At 60.4% G+C, this 23119-nt stretch carries 24 protein-coding genes and 1 other RNA gene; 12 read left to right on the top strand and 13 right to left on the bottom strand.

Annotation, left to right across the window (positions count from 1 at the left end):
- Positions 1-89: 89 nt before the first annotated feature.
- Positions 90-1325 carry a sterol desaturase family protein gene (locus tag OH720_RS30765; protein WP_272603982.1) on the top strand — a complete coding sequence of 412 codons (1236 nt, stop codon included), beginning with the start codon at positions 90-92 and terminating at the stop codon, positions 1323-1325.
- Here the strand turns inward: OH720_RS30765 and OH720_RS30760 are convergent.
- Positions 1306-1938 carry a DedA family protein gene (locus tag OH720_RS30760; RefSeq protein ID WP_272603981.1) on the bottom strand — a complete coding sequence of 211 codons (633 nt, stop codon included), beginning with the start codon at positions 1936-1938 and terminating at the stop codon, positions 1306-1308. The genes OH720_RS30765 and OH720_RS30760 overlap by 20 nt on opposite strands.
- Before the next feature lie 207 nt (positions 1939-2145).
- Between OH720_RS30760 and hemB the strand changes: the two genes are divergently transcribed.
- Both hemB and ppk1 read left to right on the top strand, forming a co-directional pair.
- On the top strand, positions 2146-3159 hold the full coding sequence (hemB, locus tag OH720_RS30755; protein WP_272603980.1) for a porphobilinogen synthase: 1014 nt from the start codon (positions 2146-2148) through the stop codon (positions 3157-3159).
- An 18-nt stretch (positions 3160-3177) separates the two neighbouring features.
- Entirely contained in the window at positions 3178-5400 is a 2223-nt protein-coding gene (gene ppk1, locus OH720_RS30750; RefSeq protein ID WP_272603979.1) for a polyphosphate kinase 1, read from the top strand.
- A 180-nt stretch (positions 5401-5580) separates the two neighbouring features.
- Here the strand turns inward: ppk1 and ppx are convergent, their stop codons facing one another.
- From ppx to OH720_RS30725, 5 genes are all read right to left on the bottom strand, one after another.
- Positions 5581-7083, bottom strand: a complete 1503-nt coding sequence (ppx, locus tag OH720_RS30745) for an exopolyphosphatase (RefSeq protein ID WP_272603978.1) — start codon at positions 7081-7083, stop codon at positions 5581-5583.
- 235 nt (positions 7084-7318) lie between these two features.
- A complete protein-coding gene (locus OH720_RS30740) occupies positions 7319-8056 on the bottom strand; it encodes an amino acid ABC transporter ATP-binding protein (protein WP_272603977.1) in 738 nt (245 codons plus the stop codon).
- The gene (locus OH720_RS30735; protein ID WP_272603976.1) at positions 8043-8693 is read right to left on the bottom strand and encodes an amino acid ABC transporter permease; all 651 of its coding nucleotides are present in this window, start codon (positions 8691-8693) and stop codon (positions 8043-8045) included. The genes OH720_RS30740 and OH720_RS30735 overlap by 14 nt, the downstream gene beginning before the upstream one ends.
- On the bottom strand, positions 8690-9358 hold the full coding sequence (locus tag OH720_RS30730; protein ID WP_180202205.1) for an amino acid ABC transporter permease: 669 nt from the start codon (positions 9356-9358) through the stop codon (positions 8690-8692). The genes OH720_RS30735 and OH720_RS30730 overlap by 4 nt, the downstream gene beginning before the upstream one ends.
- 22 nt (positions 9359-9380) lie before the next feature.
- Positions 9381-10166: a transporter substrate-binding domain-containing protein gene (locus OH720_RS30725; protein WP_180202206.1), complete on the bottom strand. Its 786-nt coding sequence runs from the start codon at positions 10164-10166 to the stop codon at positions 9381-9383.
- Positions 10167-10422: 256 nt separating this feature from the next.
- Between OH720_RS30725 and OH720_RS30720 the strand changes: the two genes are divergently transcribed.
- The 6 genes from OH720_RS30720 (at position 10423) to OH720_RS30695 (ending at position 16659) form a co-directional block, all read left to right on the top strand.
- The gene (locus tag OH720_RS30720; protein ID WP_272603975.1) at positions 10423-11130 is read left to right on the top strand and encodes a FadR/GntR family transcriptional regulator; all 708 of its coding nucleotides are present in this window, start codon (positions 10423-10425) and stop codon (positions 11128-11130) included.
- Positions 11131-11251: 121 nt separating this feature from the next.
- On the top strand, positions 11252-11581 hold the full coding sequence (trxA, locus tag OH720_RS30715) for a thioredoxin TrxA (RefSeq protein WP_003206727.1): 330 nt from the start codon (positions 11252-11254) through the stop codon (positions 11579-11581).
- Positions 11582-11829: 248 nt separating this feature from the next.
- Positions 11830-13089: a transcription termination factor Rho gene (rho, locus tag OH720_RS30710; RefSeq protein ID WP_003206716.1), complete on the top strand. Its 1260-nt coding sequence runs from the start codon at positions 11830-11832 to the stop codon at positions 13087-13089.
- Positions 13090-13229: 140 nt separating this feature from the next.
- Entirely contained in the window at positions 13230-14696 is a 1467-nt protein-coding gene (gene ubiD / locus OH720_RS30705) for a 4-hydroxy-3-polyprenylbenzoate decarboxylase (RefSeq protein WP_020797260.1), read from the top strand.
- The gene (locus tag OH720_RS30700; protein ID WP_180202209.1) at positions 14696-15664 is read left to right on the top strand and encodes a CDP-6-deoxy-delta-3,4-glucoseen reductase; all 969 of its coding nucleotides are present in this window, start codon (positions 14696-14698) and stop codon (positions 15662-15664) included. The genes ubiD and OH720_RS30700 overlap by 1 nt, the downstream gene beginning before the upstream one ends.
- Before the next feature lie 326 nt (positions 15665-15990).
- On the top strand, positions 15991-16659 hold the full coding sequence (locus OH720_RS30695) for a gamma-glutamylcyclotransferase (protein ID WP_008055242.1): 669 nt from the start codon (positions 15991-15993) through the stop codon (positions 16657-16659).
- Here the strand turns inward: OH720_RS30695 and glpT are convergent.
- Complete coding sequence (gene glpT / locus OH720_RS30690) at positions 16635-17984, bottom strand: glycerol-3-phosphate transporter (protein WP_180202210.1); 1350 nt, start codon at positions 17982-17984, stop codon at positions 16635-16637. The two genes, OH720_RS30695 and glpT, sit on opposite strands and share 25 nt — an antisense overlap.
- 330 nt (positions 17985-18314) lie before the next feature.
- Between glpT and OH720_RS30685 the strand changes: the two genes are divergently transcribed.
- Positions 18315-18932 carry an energy transducer TonB gene (locus tag OH720_RS30685; protein WP_272603974.1) on the top strand — a complete coding sequence of 206 codons (618 nt, stop codon included), beginning with the start codon at positions 18315-18317 and terminating at the stop codon, positions 18930-18932.
- Between the two features lie 46 nt (positions 18933-18978).
- Here the strand turns inward: OH720_RS30685 and OH720_RS30680 are convergent, their stop codons facing one another.
- Positions 18979-19956, bottom strand: coding sequence for an NADPH:quinone oxidoreductase family protein (locus OH720_RS30680; RefSeq protein ID WP_086792362.1), 978 nt, complete (start codon positions 19954-19956; stop codon positions 18979-18981).
- Between the two features lie 150 nt (positions 19957-20106).
- On the opposite strand from OH720_RS30680, the gene OH720_RS30675 reads away from it, so the two are divergent.
- Entirely contained in the window at positions 20107-20514 is a 408-nt protein-coding gene (locus OH720_RS30675) for a flagellar basal body-associated protein FliL (protein WP_272603973.1), read from the top strand.
- 140 nt (positions 20515-20654) lie between these two features.
- Here the strand turns inward: OH720_RS30675 and OH720_RS30670 are convergent, their stop codons facing one another.
- Positions 20655-21107, bottom strand: coding sequence for an EVE domain-containing protein (locus tag OH720_RS30670; RefSeq protein WP_272603972.1), 453 nt, complete (start codon positions 21105-21107; stop codon positions 20655-20657).
- Positions 21108-21303: 196 nt separating this feature from the next.
- Between OH720_RS30670 and OH720_RS30665 the strand changes: the two genes are divergently transcribed.
- On the top strand, positions 21304-21459 hold the full coding sequence (locus tag OH720_RS30665) for a hypothetical protein (protein ID WP_272603971.1): 156 nt from the start codon (positions 21304-21306) through the stop codon (positions 21457-21459).
- Between the two features lie 41 nt (positions 21460-21500).
- Here the strand turns inward: OH720_RS30665 and OH720_RS30660 are convergent, their stop codons facing one another.
- The 4 genes from OH720_RS30660 to OH720_RS30645 form a co-directional block, all read right to left on the bottom strand.
- Positions 21501-22106, bottom strand: a complete 606-nt coding sequence (locus OH720_RS30660; RefSeq protein WP_272603970.1) for a 5-formyltetrahydrofolate cyclo-ligase — start codon at positions 22104-22106, stop codon at positions 21501-21503.
- A 102-nt stretch (positions 22107-22208) separates the two neighbouring features.
- Positions 22209-22387: non-coding RNA, 6S RNA (gene ssrS, locus OH720_RS30655), on the bottom strand.
- A gap of 30 nt (positions 22388-22417) precedes the next feature.
- Positions 22418-22735: a cell division protein ZapA gene (locus OH720_RS30650; protein ID WP_008055229.1), complete on the bottom strand. Its 318-nt coding sequence runs from the start codon at positions 22733-22735 to the stop codon at positions 22418-22420.
- Positions 22732-22941 carry a TIGR02449 family protein gene (locus OH720_RS30645; protein ID WP_007982902.1) on the bottom strand — a complete coding sequence of 70 codons (210 nt, stop codon included), beginning with the start codon at positions 22939-22941 and terminating at the stop codon, positions 22732-22734. The genes OH720_RS30650 and OH720_RS30645 overlap by 4 nt, the downstream gene beginning before the upstream one ends.
- Positions 22942-23119: the final 178 nt, after the last annotated feature.

The following is a 23119-nucleotide window of genomic DNA, read 5'->3' as shown; positions in this document are numbered from 1 at the left end:
AAATGTCCACTAATTTGTCACTCGTTGCCATAGGGATAATTCGAGGCTACACATAGGATCTGTCCTCAAGATTCCCATCAGGGCGCGTCATGGACTTCATTCTGTATGCGGTGCCGTTTTTCTTTGTGCTGATCGCTGTCGAGCTGCTGGCCGACCGTTGGCGCGGGGTCAGCAACTATCGGTTGGCGGACGCGATCAACAGCATCAGCACCGGCGTGCTGTCGACCACCACGGGCCTGTTGACCAAAGGCGTGGGGTTGGTGACCTATGCGTTCGCCCTCAAGCACCTGGCGCTGTTCGAACTCTCGGCCGACAGCGTCTGGGTCTGGGTATTCGCCTTCGTCCTTTACGATTTCTGCTACTACTGGCTGCACCGCATGGGCCACGAGCGCAATATTCTCTGGGCCGCGCATTCGGTGCATCACCAAAGCGAGGACTACAACCTCTCCACCGCCCTGCGCCAGACCAGTACCGGGTTCCTGCTGAGCTGGATCTTCTACCTGCCCATGGCCGTCGTCGGTGTGCCGTTGCTGGTGTTCGTCAGCGTCGCGGCGCTGAACCTGCTGTATCAGTTCTGGGTGCATACCCGGCACATTCCCAAGCTCGGCTGGTTCGAGTGGTTTTTCGTCACGCCATCCAATCATCGGGCCCACCATGCACAGAACGCTCTCTACATGGATCGCAACTACGGCGGCGTGTTCATTATTTGGGACCGTCTATTCGGCTCGTTCCAGGAAGAGGACGACAACGAACCGGTGATTTTCGGCGTGACCACGCCGCTGGCGAGCTGGAACCCGGTGTGGGCCAACATGCAGTTCTACGCCCAGTTGTGGGCGGACGCGCGGCGTGCCGAAAGCACCTGGGACAAGCTGCGGATCTGGTTCATGCGCACTGGCTGGCGGCCGGCGGACGTGGCGGCCAGGTACCCGATGAACAAACCGGACCTGAGCCAGTTCCGCAAATTTGAAGTGCCGCTGGACGGGCGTCAGCAGCTCTACGTGCTGCTGCAGTTCTGCGTCTACGTCGCACTGGGCAGTTATTTGATGAACTTTGCGCCCAGCTTGTCGACGGCTGCGTTGGTGCTGGGCTGGGGGGCTGTGGCGTTGGGCCTGTTCGTCCTGGGCGTGGCCCTGGAGAATCGCCCGTGGGCGCTGAAGCTGGAGTTGCTGCGCCTGGCATCGAATGTGCCGCTGGTATGGCTGGCGCCGCTGGTGGGGCTGTGGCCGGCCAGCGCGGTGGGCTGGGTCGGCCTGCTCAGTTACAGTCTGATCAGCGGTATCGGGCTCTACTGCTGCAGAAACCGGTTTACTCGACTGGCGTCTTAGGGTTGCCGGTATTGTGCTTTTGGGCCTTCAGGGCTTGCTCGTCGGCATAGATCTGCTTGGCCAGGCGAGCATTCTTGAACCGGCGGCGCATCCACAGGCCAAGTCCGAGGACGAGCAGGGCACCAAGCACCCAAAGTTCGTACTTCTTGATGCTGCCGAGCATCCCTTCCAGTACTGCGCCGAAGTGATAGGCCGCCGCCGCCAGTGCGGTGGCCCAGATCGCGGCGCCAATCCCGTTGAGCAGCAGATAACGGCCCGGTGGATAGCCCGACAGGCCAATCGCCACCGGCATCACGGTGCGCAGGCCGTAGACGAAGCGAAAGCTCAGGACCCAGATGTCCGGATGCTTGCGGATGTGCTCCAGCGCACGATCCCCCATCAGCTGCCAGCGCGGTTTGCGTGCCAGCAACTTGCGCCCGTGCTTGCGTCCCAGGAAGTACCACAGCTGATCGCCGGCATAGCTGCCGAAGAACGCCACGACCACCACCAGGTTGATGTCCATGTATCCACGGAACGCGAGGAAGCCCGCGAGCACCAGGATGGTTTCGCCTTCGAAGAACGTGCCTAGGAAAAGGGCAAAGTAGCCGAAGTCATGCAGGAATTGTTGGAGCATTGTCTGGGTGCTGGCGAAATGAACGCGCAGCCTAACCCTTCGTACACATTCAGGAAAGTGTCCAAATGTGTCTCGACGTGAACATTTCCTACAAGGACAATGGAATGCGGCTACGTGTCACTGGGTGCACACAACTGTAATACCTTCGTCATAATGGCCGCTTATAACTGTCACGCTCGCCCATCCGCGCGGGCTCAGGAGTCTGCCGTGAGCTTTACCCCCGCCAACCGCTTGTTCCCTGCAACCCGCCTGCGCCGCAACCGTCGTGACGATTTCTCGCGTCGCCTGGTCCGTGAAAACGTGTTGACCGTCGATGACCTGATCCTGCCGGTGTTTGTGCTGGACGGTGAAAACCGTCGCGAAGCAGTGGCCTCGATGCCGGGCGTCGAGCGCTTGACCATTGATCTGTTGCTTGAAGAAGCGGCCAAGTGGGTCGAGCTGGGGATTCCGGCGCTGGCGCTGTTCCCGGTGACGCCTCCAGAGCTCAAGTCGCTGGATGCCGCCGAAGCCTGGAACCCCGAAGGCATTGCCCAGCGCGCCACCCGCGCGCTGCGTGCGCAGTTCCCTGAGCTGGGCGTGATCACCGACGTCGCGCTGGACCCGTTCACCACCCACGGCCAGGACGGCATTCTCGACGAAGAAGGCTATGTGCAGAACGACATCACCGTCGACGCACTGGTCCGGCAAGCCCTGTCCCATGCCGAAGCGGGCGCCCAGGTGGTTGCACCTTCGGACATGATGGACGGTCGCATCCAGGCGATCCGCGAAGCCCTCGAAGTGGCCGGTCACGTCAACGTGCGGATCATGGCCTACTCGGCGAAGTACGCCAGTGCCTACTACGGCCCGTTCCGGGATGCGGTCGGTTCGGCACTGAACCTGGGCAAGGCCAACAAGGCCTCCTATCAGATGGACCCGGCCAACAGCAACGAAGCCCTGCACGAAGTGGCGGCTGACTTGTCAGAAGGCGCAGACATGGTCATGGTCAAGCCAGGCATGCCCTATCTGGACATCCTCTGCCGGGTCAAAGAAGAATTCAAAGTGCCGACCTTTGTTTATCAAGTCAGTGGCGAATACGCCATGCACATGGCGGCGATCCAGAATGGCTGGTTGAGCGAAGGGGTTATCCTCGAATCCCTGACCGCTTTTAAACGTGCAGGCGCTGATGGCATCCTGACGTATTTCGCCGTTCGTGCTGCTCAATTGTTACGAGAGCAACAATAGCCCTCCCAGGAACATTCGATGAATACCGAAGTACTCACTGAAGTGGCCGTAAAAGACGCTCAACCTGTGGTGGAGCAAGTCGACGAGACCCCGCCGGAGCTGGAGCCAGCTCCGCCCGCGGCGGTCGTCGAGACCGCTGTGGCAGCGCCGGCGATTGCCATTCCCGGCCTGGATGACAGCAGCCTGTACATCCACCGTGAGCTGTCGCAACTGCAGTTCAATATCCGCGTGCTGGAACAGGCACTGGACGAGTCCTACCCGCTGCTGGAGCGCCTGAAGTTCCTGCTGATCTTCTCCAGCAACCTGGACGAGTTCTTCGAGATTCGCGTCGCCGGCCTCAAGAAGCAGATCACCTTTGCCCGGGAACAGGCCGGTGCCGACGGCTTGCAACCGCACCAGGCCCTGGCCCGCATCAGTGAACTGGTGCACGGTCACGTTGACCGTCAGTACGCGATCCTCAACGACATTCTGCTGCCGGAACTGGAAAAGCATCAGGTCCGCTTCATCCGTCGCCGCAACTGGACCACCAAGCTCAAGACCTGGGTCCGGCGCTATTTCCGCGACGAAATCGCCCCGATCATCACCCCGATCGGCCTCGACCCGACGCACCCGTTCCCATTGCTGGTCAACAAGAGCCTGAACTTCATCGTCGAGCTCGAAGGCATCGATGCCTTCGGTCGCGACTCCGGCCTGGCGATCATCCCGGCACCGCGCCTGCTGCCGCGCATCATCAAGGTGCCGGAAGAAGTCGGCGGCGCTGGCGACAACTATGTGTTCCTGTCGTCGATGATCCACGCCCACGCCGATGACTTGTTCCAGGGCATGAAGGTCAAGGGCTGCTACCAGTTCCGCCTGACCCGAAACGCCGACCTGGCGCTGGACTCCGAGGATGTCGAAGACCTGGCGCGTGCCCTGCGTGGCGAATTGTTCTCCCGTCGTTATGGCGACGCGGTGCGCCTGGAGGTAGCCGATACCTGCCCGAAACACCTGTCCGATTACCTGCTCAAGCAATTCAACCTGAGCGAAACCGAGCTGTATCAGGTCAACGGCCCGGTGAACCTGACGCGTCTGTTCAGCATCACCGGCCTGGACAGCCAGCGCGAGCTGCAGTACCTGCCGTTTACCCCGCAGATCCCGAAACTGCTGCAAAACAGCGAGAACATCTTCAGCGTGATCAGCAAGCAGGACATCCTGCTGCTGCACCCGTTCGAGTCGTTCACCCCGGTGGTCGACCTGCTGCGCCAGGCCGCCAAGGACCCGCACGTGCTGGCGGTGCGTCAGACCCTGTATCGCTCCGGCGCCAACTCGGAAATCGTCGATGCGTTGGTGGACGCGGCGCGTAACGGCAAGGAAGTCACCGCGGTGATCGAATTGCGCGCGCGGTTCGATGAAGAATCCAACCTGCAACTGGCCAGCCGTCTGCAAGCGGCCGGTGCGGTGGTGATCTACGGTGTGGTCGGCTTCAAGACCCACGCCAAGATGATGCTGATCCTGCGCCGCGAAGCGGGTGAGATCGTGCGTTACGCGCACCTTGGTACGGGTAACTACCACGCCGGCAACGCCCGCCTGTACACCGACTACAGCCTGCTGACCTCCGACGACGCCCTGTGCGAAGACGTCGGCAAACTGTTCAGCCAGTTGATCGGCATGGGCAAGACGCTGCGCATGAAGAAGCTGCTGCATGCGCCGTTTACCCTGAAAAAGGGCATGCTCGACATGATTGCCCGCGAAACCCAGTTCGCCCTCGACGGCAAACCGGCGCACATCATCGCCAAGTTCAACTCGCTGACCGATCCGAAGATCATCCGCGCGCTGTACAAGGCCAGCCAGTCGGGCGTGCGCATCGACCTGGTAGTGCGTGGCATGTGCTGCCTGCGGCCGGGCATCGCCGGGGTGTCGCACAACATCCACGTACGCTCGATCATCGGTCGCTTCCTGGAACACACCCGGGTCTTCTACTTCCTCAATGGCGGCGATGAGCAGATGTTCCTCTCCAGCGCCGACTGGATGGAGCGCAACCTCGACAAGCGCGTCGAGACTTGCTTCCCGGTGGAAGGCAAGAAGCTGATCATGCGGGTCAAGAAAGAGCTGGAGCTGTATCTGACCGATAACACCCACAGCTGGAGCCTGCAGTCGGACGGTCGTTACATCCGCAACACGCCGACCGGCAACCAGAACCCGCGCAGTGCCCAGGCGACATTGCTGGAGCGGTTGGGTAGCCCGATCCTGACGGTTCGGTAACACCGGCACGAGGTAAAAAATGGCGATCCCTGCGGATCGCCATTTTTGTTTCCACCGCGGCCCCTTGTAGGAGCGAGCCTGCTCGCGATGGACGTGAACGATGACGCGTGCTGCCTGAAAGCACGCGGCGCCAACAGGTTTTTCGCGAGCAGGCTCGCTCCTACAGGGGGGGGCGGGGGTTCAGCGAACGGTCAGTACGGTATCCACGCGCGTGAGCCACTGCGCTTCGATCTCGAAGTCGGCCTGAGTCAGTTGGTTGTCTTCCAGCCAGTGCTCCGGGAACACCACTTCCAGGCAGTTGCCATTGGCGTTCAGTTCCACCTGGGGCATTTGCTGGGTGCCGCGGATGTGATGGAACAGGATCGCGAAGCGCAGCAGCACGCACAGGCGAATCAGCTTGATGCCGTCATCGCCGAAATCGGCGAACTTGTCCTTGGGAATGTTGCGGCGGTGACCGCGAACCAGCAGTGCGAGCATCAGCTGGTCCTCGCGGGAGAAGCCGGCCAGGTCCGAGTGCTCGATCAGGTAGGCGCCGTGCTTGTGATACTGATAGTGGGCGATGTCCAGGCCCACTTCATGCACCTTGGCCGCCCAGCCGAGCAGTTCGCGCCAGACGCCGTCTTCCAGGTCCCAGTCCCTGGCCACCTGATCGAAGGCATGCAGGGCCTTGCGTTCGACTCGCACCGCCTGTTCCAGGTCGACGTGATAACGCTCCATCAGCGAGGTCAGGGTGCGTTCACGCACGTCTTCGTGATGATGGCGACCCAGCAGGTCATAGAGCACGCCTTCGCGCAACGCGCCTTCACAGTGGTCCATGCGTTGCAGTTCAAGGGAATCGAAGATGGCTTCGAGGATCGCCAGGCCGGCCGGGAAAATCGCCCGACGGTCCGGCTTGATGCCTTCGAAGTCGATTTTCTCGACATCGCCCAGTTTGATCAGCTTGCGCTTGAGCCAGGACAGGCCTTCGGCATTCACTTCGCCGCTGCCGTGGCCGCCGGCCTTCAGCGCCAGGCCGATGGCGCGGATGGTGCCCGAGGAGCCGATGGCTTCATCCCAGGTCAGGCGATGCAGGGCGTGTTCGATGCTCATGATCTCCAGCCGTGCTGCCGTATACGCCTGGGCGTAGCGGGCCGGGGTGATCTTGCCATCCTTGAAGTAACGCTGGGTGTAGCTGACGCAGCCCATCTGCAGGCTTTCGCGCAACAATGGCTCGAAACGCTGGCCGATGATGAATTCGGTACTGCCGCCGCCGATGTCGGCCACCAGGCGTTTGCCCGGGGTGTCGGCGAGGGTGTGGGACACGCCGAGATAGATCAGGCGCGCTTCTTCACGGCCGGAGATGACTTCCACCGGGTGGCCGAGGATTTCTTCGGCGCGGTGGATGAATTCGTTGCGGTTACGGGCTTCACGCAGGGCGTTGGTGCCGACGATCCGCACGGCGCCCGTGGGCATACCGTTGATCAGTTGGGCGAAACGCTTGAGGCAATCGAGCCCGCGCTGCATGGATTCTTCGCTGAGGTGCCGTTCGTCGTCGATACCGGCGGCCAGCTGAACCTTCTCCCCGAGACGTTCGAGAATGCGGATTTCGCCGTTCTGGGCCTTGGCCACGACCATGTGAAAGCTGTTGGAGCCCAGGTCGATTGCGGCGATCAGGGACAGATTCTTGGCTTGGGATTGCGGCATGGTCAGGGGGTCTCGGTCGTTAACCTCGACATCGTGCCACGATCACAGGCTGGCGCCAACGCGTTGTGTTCAAAGCCGATCGTTCCCATTAGGGATTTGCGATGTAGCCGCCGGCCCCTTCGCGGGCAAGCCCGCTCCCACAGTGATCGGTGTAAATTCACAATTCTGTGATCGACACAAAACCTGTGGGAGCGGGCTTGCCCGCGAAGACGGCCTGACAGGCACCGAAGAGCCTTCAGCCCACCGCCTCTACTGTCCCAATGAAATTCGCCAGCTCCACCGTCTGCGGATTGGCAAACAACTCCTTCGGATCACCCACCTCATGCACCAACCCCTGATGCATGAACACCAATTTGTCCCCAACCTCCCGGGCAAAACGCATCTCATGGGTGACCATGATCAGCGTCATGCCTTCCTTGGCCAGTTGCCGAACCACGCTCAGCACTTCGTTGACCAGCTCGGGGTCGAGCGCCGAGGTGATTTCGTCGCACAGCAATACCTTGGGCGACATCGCCAGCGCACGGGCAATCGCCACCCGCTGTTGCTGCCCGCCGGACAATCGATCGGGGAAGGCATCGAACTTCTCCCCAAGCCCGACCCGCTCCAGCATCTGCCGCGCCAGTTCGGCGGCCTTGGTTTTCGGCACTTTCTGCACCACCTGCGGCGCGAGCATCACGTTCTCGCCGACCGTCAGGTGCGGGAACAGGTTGAACTGCTGGAACACCATCCCGACTTTCTGCCGCAGGCTGCGCAGGTCGGCGCGGGCGGCGTCGAGGTATTCGCCGTCGACTTCGATGACGCCATCGTTGATCGATTCCAGGCCGTTGAGGGTGCGCAGCAAGGTCGACTTGCCCGAGCCGCTACGGCCGATGATCGCCACCACCTGGCCTTGCTCGACACTCAGGTCGATGCCTTTGAGCACATGGTGGTCGCCATAGTATTTATGCAGGGCGGAAATTCTAAGCAGAGGCATGCAGTCTCCTTTCCAGGTAGCGCGCACTGAGGGACAAGGGGTAGCAGAGCAGGAAGTAGCCGAGGGCGACCAGGCCGTAGACCATGAAGGGTTCGAAAGTGGCGTTGGCCAACATGCCGCCGGTCTTGGTCAGTTCGGTGAAGCCGATGATCGAGGTCACGGCAGTGCCCTTGACCACTTGCACCGAGAAACCCACGGTCGGCGCCACGGCGATGCGCAACGCTTGCGGCAAAATCACGTAGCGCAGTTGCTCCAGGGGGTTCAGCGCCAGGCTCGACGAGGCTTCCCACTGGCCGTGGGGGATCGACTCGACGCAACCGCGCCAGATCTCCGCCAGATAGGCGCTGGTGAACAACGTCAGGGCGATTGCCGCCGCGGCCCAGGGCGAAATCTCCACCCCTGCCAGCGCCACCCCGAAGAACACCAGGAACAGCTGCATCAACAGCGGCGTGCCCTGGAACAGTTCGATGTAGGTGCGGGCAAAGCTGCGCGGCAGGGGTTTGTTCGAGAGGCGCATCAGCATGATCAGCAAGCCGATCAGCCCGCCGCCCACGAACGCCACCAGCGACAACGCCAGTGTCCATTGCAGGCCCGTGAGCAGGTTGCGCACGATGTCCCAGAAGGTGAAATCGCTCATCGGCTGCTCCTTGCAATGAACCGGTGGCCGATCCAGTTCAGCAACTGGCGGATCAACAAGGCCATGCACAGATAGAGCAGCGTGGTCAGGGCATAGGTTTCAAAGGCGCGGAAGTTGCGCGACTGGATGAAGTTGGCGGCGAAGCTCAGCTCTTCGGTGGCGATCTGCGAACAGACCGCCGAGCCGAGCATGACGATGATGATCTGGCTGCTCAGGGCCGGCCAGACCTTGCCCAGCGCCGGTAGCAGCACCACGTGGCGGAAGGCTTCGAAGCGCGTCATCGCCAGTGCCGCCGCGGCCTCCAGCTGACCTCGCGGGATTGCCTGGACGCCGGCGCGGATGATCTCGGTCGAATAGGCTCCCAAATTGATCACCATCGCCAGCACCGCTGCCTGCCATTCGGAAATCTGCACGCCCAGTGACGGCAGGCCGAAGAAGATGAAAAACAACTGCACCAGGAACGGCGTATTGCGGATCAACTCGACGTAGACCGCGAAAATCCCGGCGAAGGGGCGGATGTTCCACGCCCGCACCAGCGCCCCGACGATGCCCAGGCCCACCCCCAGCACTGCGCCGATGGCCGTCAGCTCAAGGGTGAACAACGCACCGCGCAGCAACAGGTCGGTGTTGTGCACCACCGGCAAGAAATCGAACTGATAAGCCATAGCGTGTCTCCTGCGCGCCGGATCAGAGGTCGGCCGGCAGCGGTTCTTTCAACCAGGCCAGGGCATTTTTCTCCAGCGCTCCGTCGCTCTTGGCGGTCACGAGGATCTGGTTGACCTTGTCCAGCAGCGCCGGCTCGTTCTTGTTCACGCCCACGTAGACGGGCGAGTCCTTGAGCTTCACTTTCAGCGCCGGCACGCGTTTGGGGCTCTTCTCGCTGATCGCGACCATCACCACGTTGCCGCTGGCGATCAGGTCCACTTGCCCGGCCAGGTACGCGGCGATGGTCGAGTTGTTGTCTTCGAAACGCTTGATGGTCACGCCTTCGGGGGCGACCTTGGTCAGTTCGATGTCTTCGATGGCGCCACGGGTGACGCTGATGGTTTTGCCCTTGAGGTCGTCCAGGCTCTTGATGTCGGCGTCCGGCGGACCGAACACGGCGAGATAGAACGGCGCATAGGCGCGGGAGAAGTCGATGACTTTTTCCCGCTCGGGGTTCTTGCCCAGGCTGGAGATCACCAGGTCGACCTTGCCGGTGGTCAGGAACGGGATGCGGTTGGTGCTGTTGACCGGGGTCAGTTCGAGTTTGACCTTGAGCTGGTCGGCCAGCAGTTTGGCGGTGTCGATATCCAGGCCGCGGGGCTTCATGTCCGGGCCGACCGAGCCGAAGGGCGGGAAGTCCTGCGGTACGGCGACCTTGAGCACGCCGCGCTTGACCACATCTTCCAGAGCGTCGGCGTGGGCGGGGGCCTGACACAGCACGAGGCTGGTGAACAAGGCAGCGAGGAGGGCGCTGTAACGCTGGGTCATGGCAAGTCTCCGGATCTTCGAGGAGTGATTTCTGCGGATGGACAGAGCACGGGCCATGCCAACATGCCGGCTTCGGGGCGCCAGGCCGCGGTTTTGCTGGCGTCGCACGGTCTTACTGGTCTGAACAGTCAGGTAGCCTTTCGCACCCCGATGGCGCAACCGTGAAAGCAATCGAACCCCCATGGGGCACGACTTGCCGGGCGCGGCGAATAGCTTTACAACTGATCGCACATTGGCCTGGTTCGACTGGAAAACCATGAATTCGATCTCTCGTGCCGTACCTGAAGTGGCGCTGCAAGCCATCCGCAAACTGATCACCGAACAGGGTTTCGGTCCGGGGGATGCCTTGCCCTCGCAACGGGACCTGGCCGTGCAATTGGGCGTCAGTCGGGCATCGTTGCGCGAGGCGTTGTCATCGCTCAGCGCCCTGGGTGTCATCAATATCCAGCCGGGTAAAGGCGTGTTCGTGCAGGCGCCCGTGGAGCTGCCCCGAGGCGAGGCGGCACCCGGTTGGCCGTTTGCGGCACAGGCTTCGCCCCTGGATATCTTCCAGTTGCGTTATGCGCTGGAGGGCTTCGCTGCGGGGCTGGCGGCCGTGACCTTGAGCATCGATGAGCTCGATGCACTGGAAGATAACGTCGCCGCCATGCGCGACGAACTCAAGCGGGGCGACTTCGAAGCGGCGGCCCGCCTGGACTTTGAATTCCACCGACGCATTTTGCTGGCCAGCGGCAACCAGGCGATGCTGAGCATCCTGACCGCCAGCGCCGACATCTTCCTGGAAAGCCAGAAGCTACCGTTCATCCGGGCCGAGCGGGCCATGGAAACCTGGCAGGAACACCGCAAAATCCTTCGCGCGCTGGCGCGCCGGACCTCGGGGGCTGCGCAAAAGGCCATGCACGAACACGTGCGCAACGCGGCGCTACGCACTGGAATTGCCTTCGTCGCTCCCGCCACGGCGTGACCTGGGCTATACCCAAACTCATGGAACACCATAGCGAGACTCAATCATCTGCACCTTCCTGAACGAGGGAAGGGCCGTTATGATGGGCCACGTTTTTTTGCTTACAACCCTGGAGAATTCCATGAGCAGCGATCTTATCAAACACGTTAGCGACGCTAGCTTCGAGGCCGACGTACTCAAGGCTGAAGGCGCTGTACTGGTCGACTACTGGGCTGAGTGGTGCGGCCCTTGCAAAATGATCGCTCCTGTCCTGGACGAAATTGCAGAGACTTACAAAGGCAAGCTGACCGTTGCCAAGCTGAACATCGATGAAAACCAGGAAACCCCCGCCAAGCACGGCGTGCGTGGTATCCCGACGCTGATGCTGTTCAAGAACGGCAACGTTGAAGCGACCAAGGTCGGCGCACTGTCGAAGTCGCAACTGGCGGCTTTCCTCGACGCCAACATCTAAGCGTCGTTACAGCGTGTCAGAAAAAGGCCCCGCAATTAGCGGGGCTTTTTTCGTTGTAGAGGGCTAGACGCTCCGAAACTCAGGTGTTACATTCGGCCCCGCGCTGGTTTCTCCAGTGCCCCCTGCTAGCCGTCGCCGACGCTCTCCTTTTCGAATAAGTACGCGATCCTGTCGCCTTCTCCGCGGCGCGGCCTCATTAAGCCAAAAGCTTAATTTCCCCCCTCCATAAATGATTACGTCATTCCTATATGAATCTGACTGAACTCAAGCAAAAGCCGATTACCGAACTGCTCGAATTGGCCGAACAGATGGGCATAGAAAATATGGCCCGTTCGCGCAAGCAGGACGTGATTTTCTCCCTGCTGAAAAAGCACGCGAAAAGCGGCGAGGAAATCTCCGGTGATGGCGTGCTGGAGATTCTCCAGGACGGCTTCGGCTTCCTCCGCTCTGCAGACGCCTCCTATCTCGCCGGCCCAGACGATATCTACGTCTCGCCGAGCCAGATCCGTCGCTTCAACTTGCGTACCGGTGACACCATCGTTGGCAAGATCCGCCCTCCGAAGGAAGGCGAGCGTTATTTCGCGCTGCTCAAGGTCGACACGATCAACTTCGACCGTCCGGAAAACGCGAAAAACAAGATTCTCTTCGAGAACCTGACCCCGCTGTTCCCGACCGTGCGCATGAAGATGGAAGCCGGTAACGGTTCCACCGAAGACTTGACCGGTCGAGTCATCGACCTGTGCGCCCCGATCGGTAAAGGCCAGCGCGGTCTGATCGTTGCACCGCCGAAAGCCGGTAAGACGATCATGCTGCAGAACATCGCGGCGAACATCGCGCGTAACAATCCTGAAGTTCATCTGATCGTATTGCTGATCGACGAACGTCCGGAAGAAGTAACCGAGATGCAGCGCACAGTGCGCGGCGAAGTGGTTGCCTCGACGTTCGACGAGCCGCCAACCCGCCACGTGCAGGTTGCCGAAATGGTGATCGAGAAGGCCAAGCGCCTGGTCGAACACAAGAAGGACGTGGTGATCCTGCTCGACTCCATCACCCGTCTGGCCCGTGCCTACAACACCGTGATCCCGAGCTCCGGCAAGGTATTGACCGGTGGTGTCGATGCCCACGCCCTGGAGAAACCGAAGCGTTTCTTCGGCGCCGCGCGGAACATCGAAGAAGGCGGCTCGCTGACCATCATCGCCACCGCGCTGGTTGAAACCGGCTCGAAGATGGACGAAGTGATCTACGAGGAATTCAAAGGCACCGGCAACATGGAACTGCCTCTGGATCGCCGCATCGCTGAAAAGCGTGTGTTCCCGGCCATCAACATCAACCGTTCGGGTACCCGTCGCGAAGAGTTGCTGACCGCCGACGACGAGCTGCAGCGCATGTGGATCCTGCGCAAGCTGCTGCACCCGATGGACGAAGTGGCTGCCATCGAGTTCCTGGTCGACAAGCTGAAAACGACCAAGACCAACGATGAGTTCTTCCTGTCGATGAAGCGCAAGTAAGTCGATAGACCAGCAAAAGCCGGGGAAACCCGGCTTTTTGCTATCTGAATTTTGCTCAACCGGTAGTTCGTGGTTCTGAATAGAGGGGTTCGGCGCTAAACTGCCCACCCCGAACGCCACGGCCAACACGAGGCTCACGCATGCAGTATCGCGACTTGCGCGACTTTATCAGCGGCCTGGAACAGCGCGGCGAACTCAAGCGCATCCAGGTTCCGGTGTCCCCAGTGCTCGAAATGACCGAGGTCTGCGATCGCACCTTGCGCGCCAAGGGCCCGGCCCTGCTTTTCGAAAAGCCCACCGGTTTTGACATTCCCGTGCTGGGCAACCTGTTCGGCACCCCCGAGCGCGTGGCGCTGGGCATGGGCGCCGAGGCGGTCAGCGAGCTGCGCGAGATCGGCAAGTTGCTGGCGTTCCTCAAGGAGCCCGAGCCGCCGAAGGGGCTGAAAGACGCCTGGTCCAAGCTGCCGATCTTCCGCAAGATCATCTCGATGGCACCCAAGGTGGTCAAGGATGCGATCTGCCAGGAAGTGGTCATCGAAGGCGACGACGTCGATCTGTCGACGCTGCCCGTGCAAACCTGCTGGCCAGGCGACGTCGCGCCGCTGATCACCTGGGGCCTGACGGTCACCAAGGGTCCGAACAAGGACCGGCAGAACCTCGGCATCTACCGTCAGCAAGTGATTGGCCGCAACAAGGTCATCATGCGCTGGCTGAGTCACCGTGGCGGCGCGCTGGATTACCGCGAATGGTGCGAAAAACATCCTGGCCAGCCCTTCCCGGTGGCCGTGGCGCTGGGTGCCGACCCGGCGACCATTCTGGGTGCCGTGACCCCGGTGCCGGACAGCCTCTCCGAGTACGCTTTCGCCGGCCTGCTGCGCGGTAACCGTACCGAGCTGGTGAAATGCCGTGGCAATGACCTGCAAGTGCCGGCCACCGCCGAGATCATCCTTGAAGGCGTGATCCACCCGGGCGAGATGGCCGATGAAGGTCCGTACGGCGACCACACCGGTTACTACAACGAAGTCGACAGCTTCCCGGTGTTCACGGTCGAGCGCATTACCCATCGCATCAAGCCGATCTACCACAGCACCTACACCGGCCGTCCACCGGATGAGCCGGCGATTCTGGGCGTCGCGCTGAACGAAGTGTTCGTGCCGATCCTGCAGAAGCAGTTCCCTGAGATCACCGACTTCTACCTGCCACCCGAAGGCTGTTCGTACCGCATGGCCGTCGTGACCATGAAGAAGTCGTACCCGGGGCATGCCAAGCGGGTAATGCTGGGTGTCTGGTCGTTTTTGCGACAGTTCATGTACACCAAGTTCGTTATCGTCACTGACGACGATATCAACGCACGGGACTGGAACGACGTGATCTGGGCCATCACCACGCGCATGGACCCCAAGCGTGACACGGTGATGATCGAGAACACGCCGATCGACTACCTCGACTTCGCCTCGCCGGTGTCCGGCCTGGGTTCGAAGATGGGGCTCGATGCCACGCATAAATGGCCGGGTGAAACCACGCGCGAGTGGGGCCGTGTAATCGTCAAGGACGACGCCGTGACCCAGCGGATCGATGCCATCTGGAATCAGTTAGGAATAGATTGATGCGTGTAACCTTGCAGCCCTCCGGAGCCGTACTCGATATCTTGCCCGGCGAGCGGATTCTCGATGGCGCACGCCGCCTGGGCTATGAATGCCCGCAAAGCTGTCGCAACGGTAACTGCCATGTGTGCGCTGCGCTGCTGGTGGAAGGGCGCGTCGAGCAGTCAGGTCTCGTGCGCGACCATGGCGAGTTCTACACTTGCATAGCAGAGCCGCTGGAAGACTGCATCGTGCTGTGGGATGGCGTGCTCGCGCTGGGAGAATTGCCGGTGCGCAGTCTGTCGTGTCAGGTCACCAGTTGCACCGAAGTCGGCGGCGATACCTGGCGGGTGCGGCTGCGGGCGCCCGCCGGCAAGCCACCGCGCTATCACGCGGGCCAGTACCTGATGATCCATCGCGACAACGGCGAGAAGTCGTCCTTCTCCCTGGCCTCGGCCCCCTCCGGTGGGCGTGATCTGGAAATCCACGTGCTGGCGCGCGAAGCCAGTGCGCTCAACCTGATCGAGCAGTTGCAGCGCAATGCCATGGTACGTGTCGACATGCCGTTCGGTGATGCGCACCTGGCCGAGTTGCCGGACGGTCCGCTGGTGCTGATTGCCGCGGGCACTGGAATGGGCCAGGTCCATGGCCTGATCGAACATTGCCGTGCAGAAGGCTTCAAGCATCCCGTGCATCTGTATTGGGGCGTGCGTCGTCCTGAAGACTTTTATGAAGTCGAGCATTGGGATGAGTGGCTGAAACTGCCAAACCTGTTCCTGCATAAAGTCGTCAGCGATCAATGCGGCTGGCAGGGGCGTTGCGGCATGTTGCATGAAGCGGTGTGCGAAGATTTTCCTGACCTCAAGGCCCTGCACGTGTACGCCAGTGGCTCGCCGGCCATGGTCTACGGCACCCTGGATGCGCTGGTCGAGGCGGGGATGGACGCGCACCAGATGCGCGCCGATGTGTTTGCGTACGCCCCGCGATCTTGATCCCAGATCCTGACGCTGTCCCCCTGTAGGAGCGAGCCTGCTCGCGATGGTCTCAAGAGCGCCGCGGGCAACCTGACTTCCCGCGTAATCGTTAACGACCATCGCGAGCAGGCTCGCTCCTACAGTGTGGAGGTATATAACTCCGCATATAGCCTATCGGTATTTATAAAATCTTATAGATGTCGGTAGGTTATATCTCATTCAAGTGATTAATTAAGAGTGGCGCCAAGGCGCTTCATTTACTTGAATACATATGTGCCTTATTGCTACAGCGGTGCGTTCTATTTAGTAACTGTTTACTCGCGGGGAGCTGAACGCTATTCGCCATGAGCGCCATTGAATCTTCGTTTTTGAACCTGTCCTACCCTCCGCAGCTCGATCTGGGGCCGCAACTCACGCACGAACAATTACTCAGCTCGATGCAGTCGACCATGGCGCGCCACCAAGGCGGGCCGGTGTGGCTGTTCGCCTATGGGTCGCTGATATGGCGCCCGGAGTGCACGGCGGTCGAGCGCGTTCGCGGGCGAGTGCATGGCTACCACCGCGGCTTGTACCTGTGGTCCCACGAGCACCGTGGCACGCCGGAAATGCCCGGGCTGGTATTCGGTCTGGATCGCGGCGGCTCCTGCAGCGGTTTCGCCTATCGCTTGCCGGAAGAACAGCTGGACGCGTCACTGTATGCGCTTTGGAAACGCGAGATGCCGTTTCCATCCTATCGCCCGCACTGGCTCAACTGCCGGCTTGAAGACGGCAGCAAGGTTCAGGCATTGGGATTTGTCCTGGAGCGGCACTTGCCCAGCTATGCCGGCAACCTGCCGGACCATGTACTGAGCCACGTGTTTGAAAACGCTTGCGGGCGTTACGGCACTACTCGCGATTATGTCGAGCAGACCGCCCACGCCCTGCGTAGCCACGCCATGCCAGACCGGAATCTGGAGGCGCGGCTCAAGCGCTGTAAATCAAAGGATGATCAAGCGAGTGCTTCGCGGCTCTGACTGGCGACCTGCTTGTGCCACAGCGTTGGCGCAAGGAAGGCCATCGCCAGCAGGCAGGCACCGATCAGCAGGACGAAACCGCCATCCCAACCGAAATGGTCCACGGTGTAGCCCATTGCTGCACTGGCCGCAACCGAACCGCCCAGGTAGCCGAACAGGCCCGTGAAGCCCGCAGCCGTACCGGCGGCTTTCTTCGGTGCCAGTTCCAGTGCCTGCAGGCCGATCAGCATCACCGGGCCGTAGATCAGGAAGCCGATGGAGACCAGCGCGATCATATCGACCGTCGGGTTGCCGGCCGGGTTGAGCCAGTACACCAGCGTCGCCACAGTCACCAATGCCATGAACACCATGCCGGTCAGGCCACGGTTGCCACGGAAGATCTTGTCCGACATCCAGCCGCACAGCAGCGTGCCCGGAATACCGGCCCACTCGTAGAAGAAGTACGCCCATGACGTCTTGTCCACGGTGAAGCCTTTGGCTTCCTTGAGGTAGGTCGGTGCCCAGTCCAGCACGCCGTAGCGCAGCAGGTAGACAAAGACGTTGGCCAGGGCGATGTACCAGAGCATCTTGTTGCGCAGCACGTACTTGACGAAGATTTCCTTGGCGCTGAATTCCTCTTCGTGACTGGCGTCGTAGCCTTCCGGGTAGTCGTTCTTGTATTTCTCGATCGGCGGCAGGCCGACCGATTGCGGGGTGTCGCGCATGGTGATGAAGGCAAACACCGCGACGGCCATGGCCACTGCCGCCGGCACGTAGAACGCCGCATGCCAGTCGTTGAACAGGCCCATGCCGAGCAGGAACAGCGGGCCGATCAAGCCGCCACCCACGTTGTGCGCCACGTTCCACAGGGACACCACGCCACCGCGTTCCTTCTGCGACCACCAGTGCACCATGGTCCGCCCACTCGGCGGCCAGCCCATGCCCTGCGCCCAGCCATTGATGAACAGCAGGACGAACATGATGGTCACGCTGGACGTCGCCCAATGCGCAAAACCGAACGTGAACATCACCGCCGCCGAGACCATCAGGCCGAACGGCAGGAAGAAGCGCGGGTTGGAACGGTCGGAAACGATGCCCATCAGGAACTTGGACAAGCCATAGGCAATGGCGATCGCCGACAGCGCCACGCCCAGTTCCCCACGGGTGTAGCCCTCTTCGATCAGATAAGGCATGGCCAGGGAGAAGTTCTTGCGCAGCAGGTAGTAACCGGCGTAACCGATGAAGATACCGGCGAAGATCTGCCAGCGCAGGCGTCGGTAGGTGCTGTCTATTTTTTCTTCAGGCAGTGGAGCCTGATGTGCGGCAGGACGAAAGAAAGCAAACATTCAAGAGCTCCAAATTTCTTGTTTTGACTGCGGATGCGAATGTTACAGTTTCGTTACCGAAAATAGCACCGGTTCTCATCGACCAAATAGCGGAAATGTTGGAAAGCGAGCGTTCCTTTATGAACATGTCGCCTACGCGTAAATGAAGGGCGGTGTAGGAAGATTTCCCGCTACCGCTTTGATGCGCATGCACCGTCCGAAGTAGTGCGGATATTTGGGAAATGTCCTGCGCAGTTACCGGAAGCCATGACCTTCAGCCAAAAGCCTTCGATCTTTACCCTTTTGTGTAGCGGCCAGGTCTGGCGATGCAGGGTAAGAAGGGGAGGCGTTATGCGGTGGGTTATGTGTGTGGTGCTGCTGTGGGTGTTGTCTGCTGAAAGCGGAGCGGGTGAGGTGTTCCTGATACCGGAATACAACCCCAAGCCGATTTATCCGCCGGCGCTGCAACGGGCCGGGATCATCGGTGATGTCCGGGTCAGGTTTACGGTCCATGCCGATGGCTCAGTCAATAAGGTAAGCATTTTGCAAAGCGACCATCATGATCTGGCCGAGGCGACCAGGGTTGCGATAGAGCAGTGGCGATTCAAGCCATGGACGGTTGGGGGGGGAAAGCCCGCCGAGCAGGAAGTGATTGCGCCGATGATCTTTGGATTCGATTCAGCGCCACCACTTCATCTCAATGAATGGCTTAAAAAACTGAAATGTCGCGATCTCAACGAAGTCACGGTCAACACCCCGGAACACGCCTGGGCTGATACCACTGCGTTCTACTACACCCGTGCTTATCTATCGAATGCGTTTTCCACGACAACGTTGCCTAACGAGCGGCGCCTGGCGCTGATAGCCAAGATGAACAGGAAGGTGCCGATCATTGTCAGGGAATGCATGAACAACCCGGTTTCCAGGTACGTGAGGTTTTTGCCGGAGGATATTCGTAAGTTGCTTTAGTTTGGGGCTGGACTCCATTGATGGGAGTCCAGACCGTGTGGCGGGCTCAGCGAACCTGCACAACCACCTTGCCGACCGCCTTGCGCTGACCAAGATCATTGATCGCCTGCGCAGCATTGCTTAACGGATACACCTGCGACACCAACGGCTTCAACTTGCCCTCGGCAAACCAGCCAAACAATTGCTGGAAGTTGGCGGCGTTGTCCTGAGGCTGACGCTGGGCAAACGAGCCCCAGAACACGCCGAGTACCGCTGCACCTTTGAGCAGTGCGAGGTTTACCGGCAGCTCAGGGATACGTCCGCTGGCAAAACCGACCACCAGCAAGCGGCCGTTCCAGGCGATGGCGCGGATGGCCTGGTCGAACAGGTCACCACCCACCGGGTCGTAGATCACGTCGGCGCCCTGGCCATCGGTCAGGCGCTTGATCTCGTCCTTGAGGCTGGTTTCGCTGTAGTTGATCAGTTCATCAGCGCCTGCCGCCTTGGCCACCGCCAGCTTTTCCGCGCTGCTGGCCGCGGCGATCACCCGGGCGCCCATGGCCTTGCCAATTTCCACTGCCGCCAGGCCGACACCGCCAGAGGCGCCGAGTACCAACAGGGTCTCGCCGGGTTGCAGGTTGCCGCGCTGCTTGAGGGCGTGCATCGAGGTGCCGTAGGTCATGCTGAAGGCGGCGGCGGTGTTGAAGTCCATGGAGGGTGGGATCGGCAGCACGTTGTAGCCCGGCACCGCGACCTGTTCGGCGAAGCTGCCCCAGCCGGTCAGGGCCATGACCCGGTCACCGACTTTCAGGTGGCTGACTTTTTCGCCCACCGCGCTGACCACGCCGGCCGCTTCACCGCCCGGGGAAAACGGGAAGGGCGGCTTGAACTGGTACTTGCCCTCGATGATCAGCGTGTCGGGGAAGTTCACCCCGGCGGCGTGCACTTCCAGCAGGATTTCGTTCTTCTTCGCGACAGGACTGGCGACGTCTTCCAGCACCAGCGATTCGGCAGGGCCGAAGGCTTTGCACAGCACGGCTTTCATCAGGGCTATTCCTTTGGGAGTGATGGCCGATAAGTGTAGGTGTGAGAGTCGACGGGTCAACGAGCATGCCCGGCACTGATAGTCAGCCATAAGCTTGTACTGGCGTGGCGGGTGGTTATGCTAGGCCGCAAACCGGATAAGGAGCGAATTGTGAAAGCGTGGATCATGTTGTTGCTGGGTCTGTCCCTGTCTGTGACAGCGGTGGCCGAAGAGGCCAAGGAAGAGGCGGCGCCGAAGGTCAATTACGTCACCCTGAGCCCGCCGTTCGTGGGGAACTACGGGCTGGATGGCACGCCGAAGCTCAAGGTCTACAAGGCCGATGTGGCTTTGCGTGTGACCGGTGACGAGGCGACCAAGGCGGTAAAGGCCAACGAACCGCTGATCCGCAATCAGCTGGTGGCGTTGTTTGCCCAGCAGACCACCGAGACGATGAACAATGTCGAAGCCAAGGAAAAGCTGCGTCAGGAAGCCCTGAAGCAGACCCAGCAGATCATGAATGATGAAACCGGCAAGCCGGTGGTTGAGGATTTGTTGTTCAATAACCTCATTATCCAGTAAGGCTTTCGCTGTCCTGTCGGGCCTCATCGCTGGCAAGCCAGCTCCCACAAGGTTTGAGGTGAAACACAACGTTGTGTTCAGCGCAGAACGCTGTGGGAGCTGGCTTGCCAGCGAAGGCATTTGGAGGGTCGCAGCAATTCTTACGGCTTAAGTGCTATCACCGCCGCCCACTGCTCCGCTGTCACCGGCATCACCGACAGCCTCGATCCCTTCTGCACCAGCGGCATCTCCGCCAGCGCCGCCTGCTGCTTCAGGTAATCCAGCTTCAACACCCTGGAAAACGTCTCCACATGCGCGACATCGATCGCGCTCCAGGCGTTTTTCTCAGGGGTTGCCTTGGGGTCGTAGTAATGGCTCTCAGGCTCCAGCGCCGTCGGGTCCGGGTACGCCGCTTCGACGATCTTGCCGATCCCGGCGATCCCTGGTTCCGGGCAGCTCGAATGATAGAAAAAGAACTCGTCCCCCACTGCCATGGAGCGCAAGAAATTACGCGCCTGATAGTTGCGAACCCCGTCCCAGCGCGCTTTGCCAAGCTGCTCCAGGCCTTTGATCGAGAGTTCGTCGGGCTCGGATTTCATCAGCCAATAGGCCATGGTTCTGGCTCCTTGCGAGGTGGGTGGAGAGGTTGTCCGGCAATTTTATGACAAACCGACAGTCGGTTGACGCCATCATTTGCGTGACGGTTCACGTTGTCGCAAAATGCCGGCCTTTCAAGCTTGACGCTGCTGCACGGCCTACAAACGGAAACCGCTGCTGTCATCGTGTTGATATGCCTTTGGGGGGCAATCGATGAAACGCAAACCGGATTTACTATGGATTCTGGTCATTTTGTTCGGCCTCGGCGTCGTGACCACTGGCTATGCCCAAAGCCTGTGGGTCAACAAGGCCGATGCACCGGTCGAGATCTCGCCATTGCAGCAACAGTCGACCGCCTTCAAGCGCTGACCCCCCCCCCCGCTTTTCGACGCCACTGATGCCGGTGGCGTCTAGCCTGCGTAATACCAGGCCTTGTCCGTCACCGTTCCTTGCAACGGCACATCCCAGCTCGCCTGAGCCAGTCGCTCGACCTTCTGACATTCATGGGCCAGCCCCAGCAACGTCGGCTTGCGCCAGTCATTGCGGCGCGCCAGGTAGGCCAGGCTTCGATCATAGAAGCCGCCGCCCATGCCCAGGCGCCCGCCAACATCGTCAAACCCCACCAATGGCAGCAACACCAGATCCAGGGCCCAGACTTTGCGTTGCCGGGCGAGACTGTGCCGGGGTTCGAGAATACGGAAGCGATTGGGCTTGAGTTTTTCACCGGGGCGAATCCGCTGGAACACCATTTTGGTTCGCGGCCAGGCACTGAGCACCGGTAGATAGGTGGCCTTGCCCCGACGTTGCGCTGCACGCAGCAACAGGCGCGGATCGATTTCACCGTCGGTGGGCAAATAAAGAGAGATGTGTTTGGCGCGGCGGAACAGCGGTTGCTGGGCCAATTGTTTGTAGAGCCCGCGAGCCGCCTGGCGCTGCTGACTGGGTGTCAGTGCGCGGCGGGCCTTGCGCAGCATGCGTCGAAGTTGCGGTCGAGGGAGCAGCGCAGGTTCGGTCATGGATTCGGGCTTCGCCTGTACGGTTTCGTAAAGCGCCTCTTTAAAAAAACAGAGCAGTAAAAACGCCGATGCCGGTATTAAAACCGGCATCGGACTGGAATCAGGCTCCCCGGATGTACCGCTGTCGACTTAGCCCTTGAACCCGAAAGTTCAAGGTGGAAGACGCAGTAGGCTTTAAGGCTTTCCGTCTAGCGGACATGCACACCAGCCCAACGTGCGACCTCCAGGGTATAGCAAATCGGCTCAGGGACATCGCCAACTGGCAAGCACCCCAGGGAGTGATGAGAGTATACCGCAAGCGGTGACGCGAATCAGCCTTTGGTGACATCCGGATCAGTGGCAAGCACCAGATCGACACGATCAAGTAGGTCGCGCACCTGTTCGCGGGTCGAACCGCTGGCCTGGATGTCCGGTCGTTCTTCCTTGTGCAGCAAGTCGTGCGTGATGTTCAGCGCGGCCATCACGGCGATGCGATCGGCGCCGATGACTTTGCCGCTGCTGCGGATTTCGCGCATCTTGCCGTCCAGGTAGCGAGCGGCGCTCACCAGGTTGCTGCGTTCTTCCTGGGGGCAAATGATCGAATATTCTTTGTCGAGGATCTGCACGGTGACGCTATTGCTTGAACTCATGAGTCTTGCTCCAGGGCCTTGAGGCGCGAAATCATCGATTCGACCTTACGCCGGGCGATTTCGTTTTTTTCAATGAGATGCGCGCGTTCCTCGCGCCAGGTCTTTTCCTGAGCTAGTAAGAGTCCGTTTTGGCTCTTAAGTTGCTCGACTCGGGTAATCAGCAGTTCGAGTCTGGCCATCAGCGCTTGCAGGTCGGTGTCTTCCATAGTTTTCACTGTCTGATGGGAGTCGGACTGTAGGAGCGAGCCTGCTCGCGATGAACCTGAGAACGCCGCGGGGTGTCAGGACCCCAGCGTTATCGTTGACGACCATCGCGAGCATGCTCGCTCCTACAGGGGTAGTCGATGTAGGATACAAGGCCTTCATTCTAGACATAGCGCCGTC

This window comes from Pseudomonas sp. WJP1, from assembly GCF_028471945.1.
In the GTDB taxonomy this organism is placed as follows: Bacteria; Pseudomonadota; Gammaproteobacteria; order Pseudomonadales; family Pseudomonadaceae; genus Aquipseudomonas.
The sequence above is the reverse complement of the archived record's forward strand: the minus strand, read 5'-3'. Positions and strand labels throughout refer to the sequence as shown.

Bases quoted from the DNA above. Each gene is read 5' to 3' on its own strand.
- OH720_RS30765 (WP_272603982.1), top strand. From the start codon at position 90: ATGGACTTCATTCTGTATGCGGTGCCGTTTTTCTTTGTGCTGATCGCT.
- OH720_RS30760 (WP_272603981.1), bottom strand. From the start codon at position 1,938: ATGCTCCAACAATTCCTGCATGACTTCGGCTACTTTGCCCTTTTCCTA.
- ppk1 (WP_272603979.1), top strand. From the start codon at position 3,178: ATGAATACCGAAGTACTCACTGAAGTGGCCGTAAAAGACGCTCAACCT.
- ppx (WP_272603978.1), bottom strand. From the start codon at position 7,083: ATGCCGCAATCCCAAGCCAAGAATCTGTCCCTGATCGCCGCAATCGAC.
- OH720_RS30740 (WP_272603977.1), bottom strand. From the start codon at position 8,056: ATGCCTCTGCTTAGAATTTCCGCCCTGCATAAATACTATGGCGACCAC.
- OH720_RS30735 (WP_272603976.1), bottom strand. From the start codon at position 8,693: ATGAGCGATTTCACCTTCTGGGACATCGTGCGCAACCTGCTCACGGGC.
- OH720_RS30730 (WP_180202205.1), bottom strand. From the start codon at position 9,358: ATGGCTTATCAGTTCGATTTCTTGCCGGTGGTGCACAACACCGACCTG.
- OH720_RS30725 (WP_180202206.1), bottom strand. From the start codon at position 10,166: ATGACCCAGCGTTACAGCGCCCTCCTCGCTGCCTTGTTCACCAGCCTC.
- OH720_RS30720 (WP_272603975.1), top strand. From the start codon at position 10,423: ATGAATTCGATCTCTCGTGCCGTACCTGAAGTGGCGCTGCAAGCCATC.
- trxA (WP_003206727.1), top strand. From the start codon at position 11,252: ATGAGCAGCGATCTTATCAAACACGTTAGCGACGCTAGCTTCGAGGCC.
- rho (WP_003206716.1), top strand. From the start codon at position 11,830: ATGAATCTGACTGAACTCAAGCAAAAGCCGATTACCGAACTGCTCGAA.
- ubiD (WP_020797260.1), top strand. From the start codon at position 13,230: ATGCAGTATCGCGACTTGCGCGACTTTATCAGCGGCCTGGAACAGCGC.
- OH720_RS30700 (WP_180202209.1), top strand. From the start codon at position 14,696: ATGCGTGTAACCTTGCAGCCCTCCGGAGCCGTACTCGATATCTTGCCC.
- OH720_RS30695 (WP_008055242.1), top strand. From the start codon at position 15,991: ATGAGCGCCATTGAATCTTCGTTTTTGAACCTGTCCTACCCTCCGCAG.
- glpT (WP_180202210.1), bottom strand. From the start codon at position 17,984: ATGTTTGCTTTCTTTCGTCCTGCCGCACATCAGGCTCCACTGCCTGAA.
- OH720_RS30685 (WP_272603974.1), top strand. From the start codon at position 18,315: ATGCGGTGGGTTATGTGTGTGGTGCTGCTGTGGGTGTTGTCTGCTGAA.
- OH720_RS30680 (WP_086792362.1), bottom strand. From the start codon at position 19,956: ATGAAAGCCGTGCTGTGCAAAGCCTTCGGCCCTGCCGAATCGCTGGTG.
- OH720_RS30670 (WP_272603972.1), bottom strand. From the start codon at position 21,107: ATGGCCTATTGGCTGATGAAATCCGAGCCCGACGAACTCTCGATCAAA.
- OH720_RS30665 (WP_272603971.1), top strand. From the start codon at position 21,304: ATGAAACGCAAACCGGATTTACTATGGATTCTGGTCATTTTGTTCGGC.
- OH720_RS30660 (WP_272603970.1), bottom strand. From the start codon at position 22,106: ATGACCGAACCTGCGCTGCTCCCTCGACCGCAACTTCGACGCATGCTG.
- OH720_RS30650 (WP_008055229.1), bottom strand. From the start codon at position 22,735: ATGAGTTCAAGCAATAGCGTCACCGTGCAGATCCTCGACAAAGAATAT.
- OH720_RS30645 (WP_007982902.1), bottom strand. From the start codon at position 22,941: ATGGAAGACACCGACCTGCAAGCGCTGATGGCCAGACTCGAACTGCTG.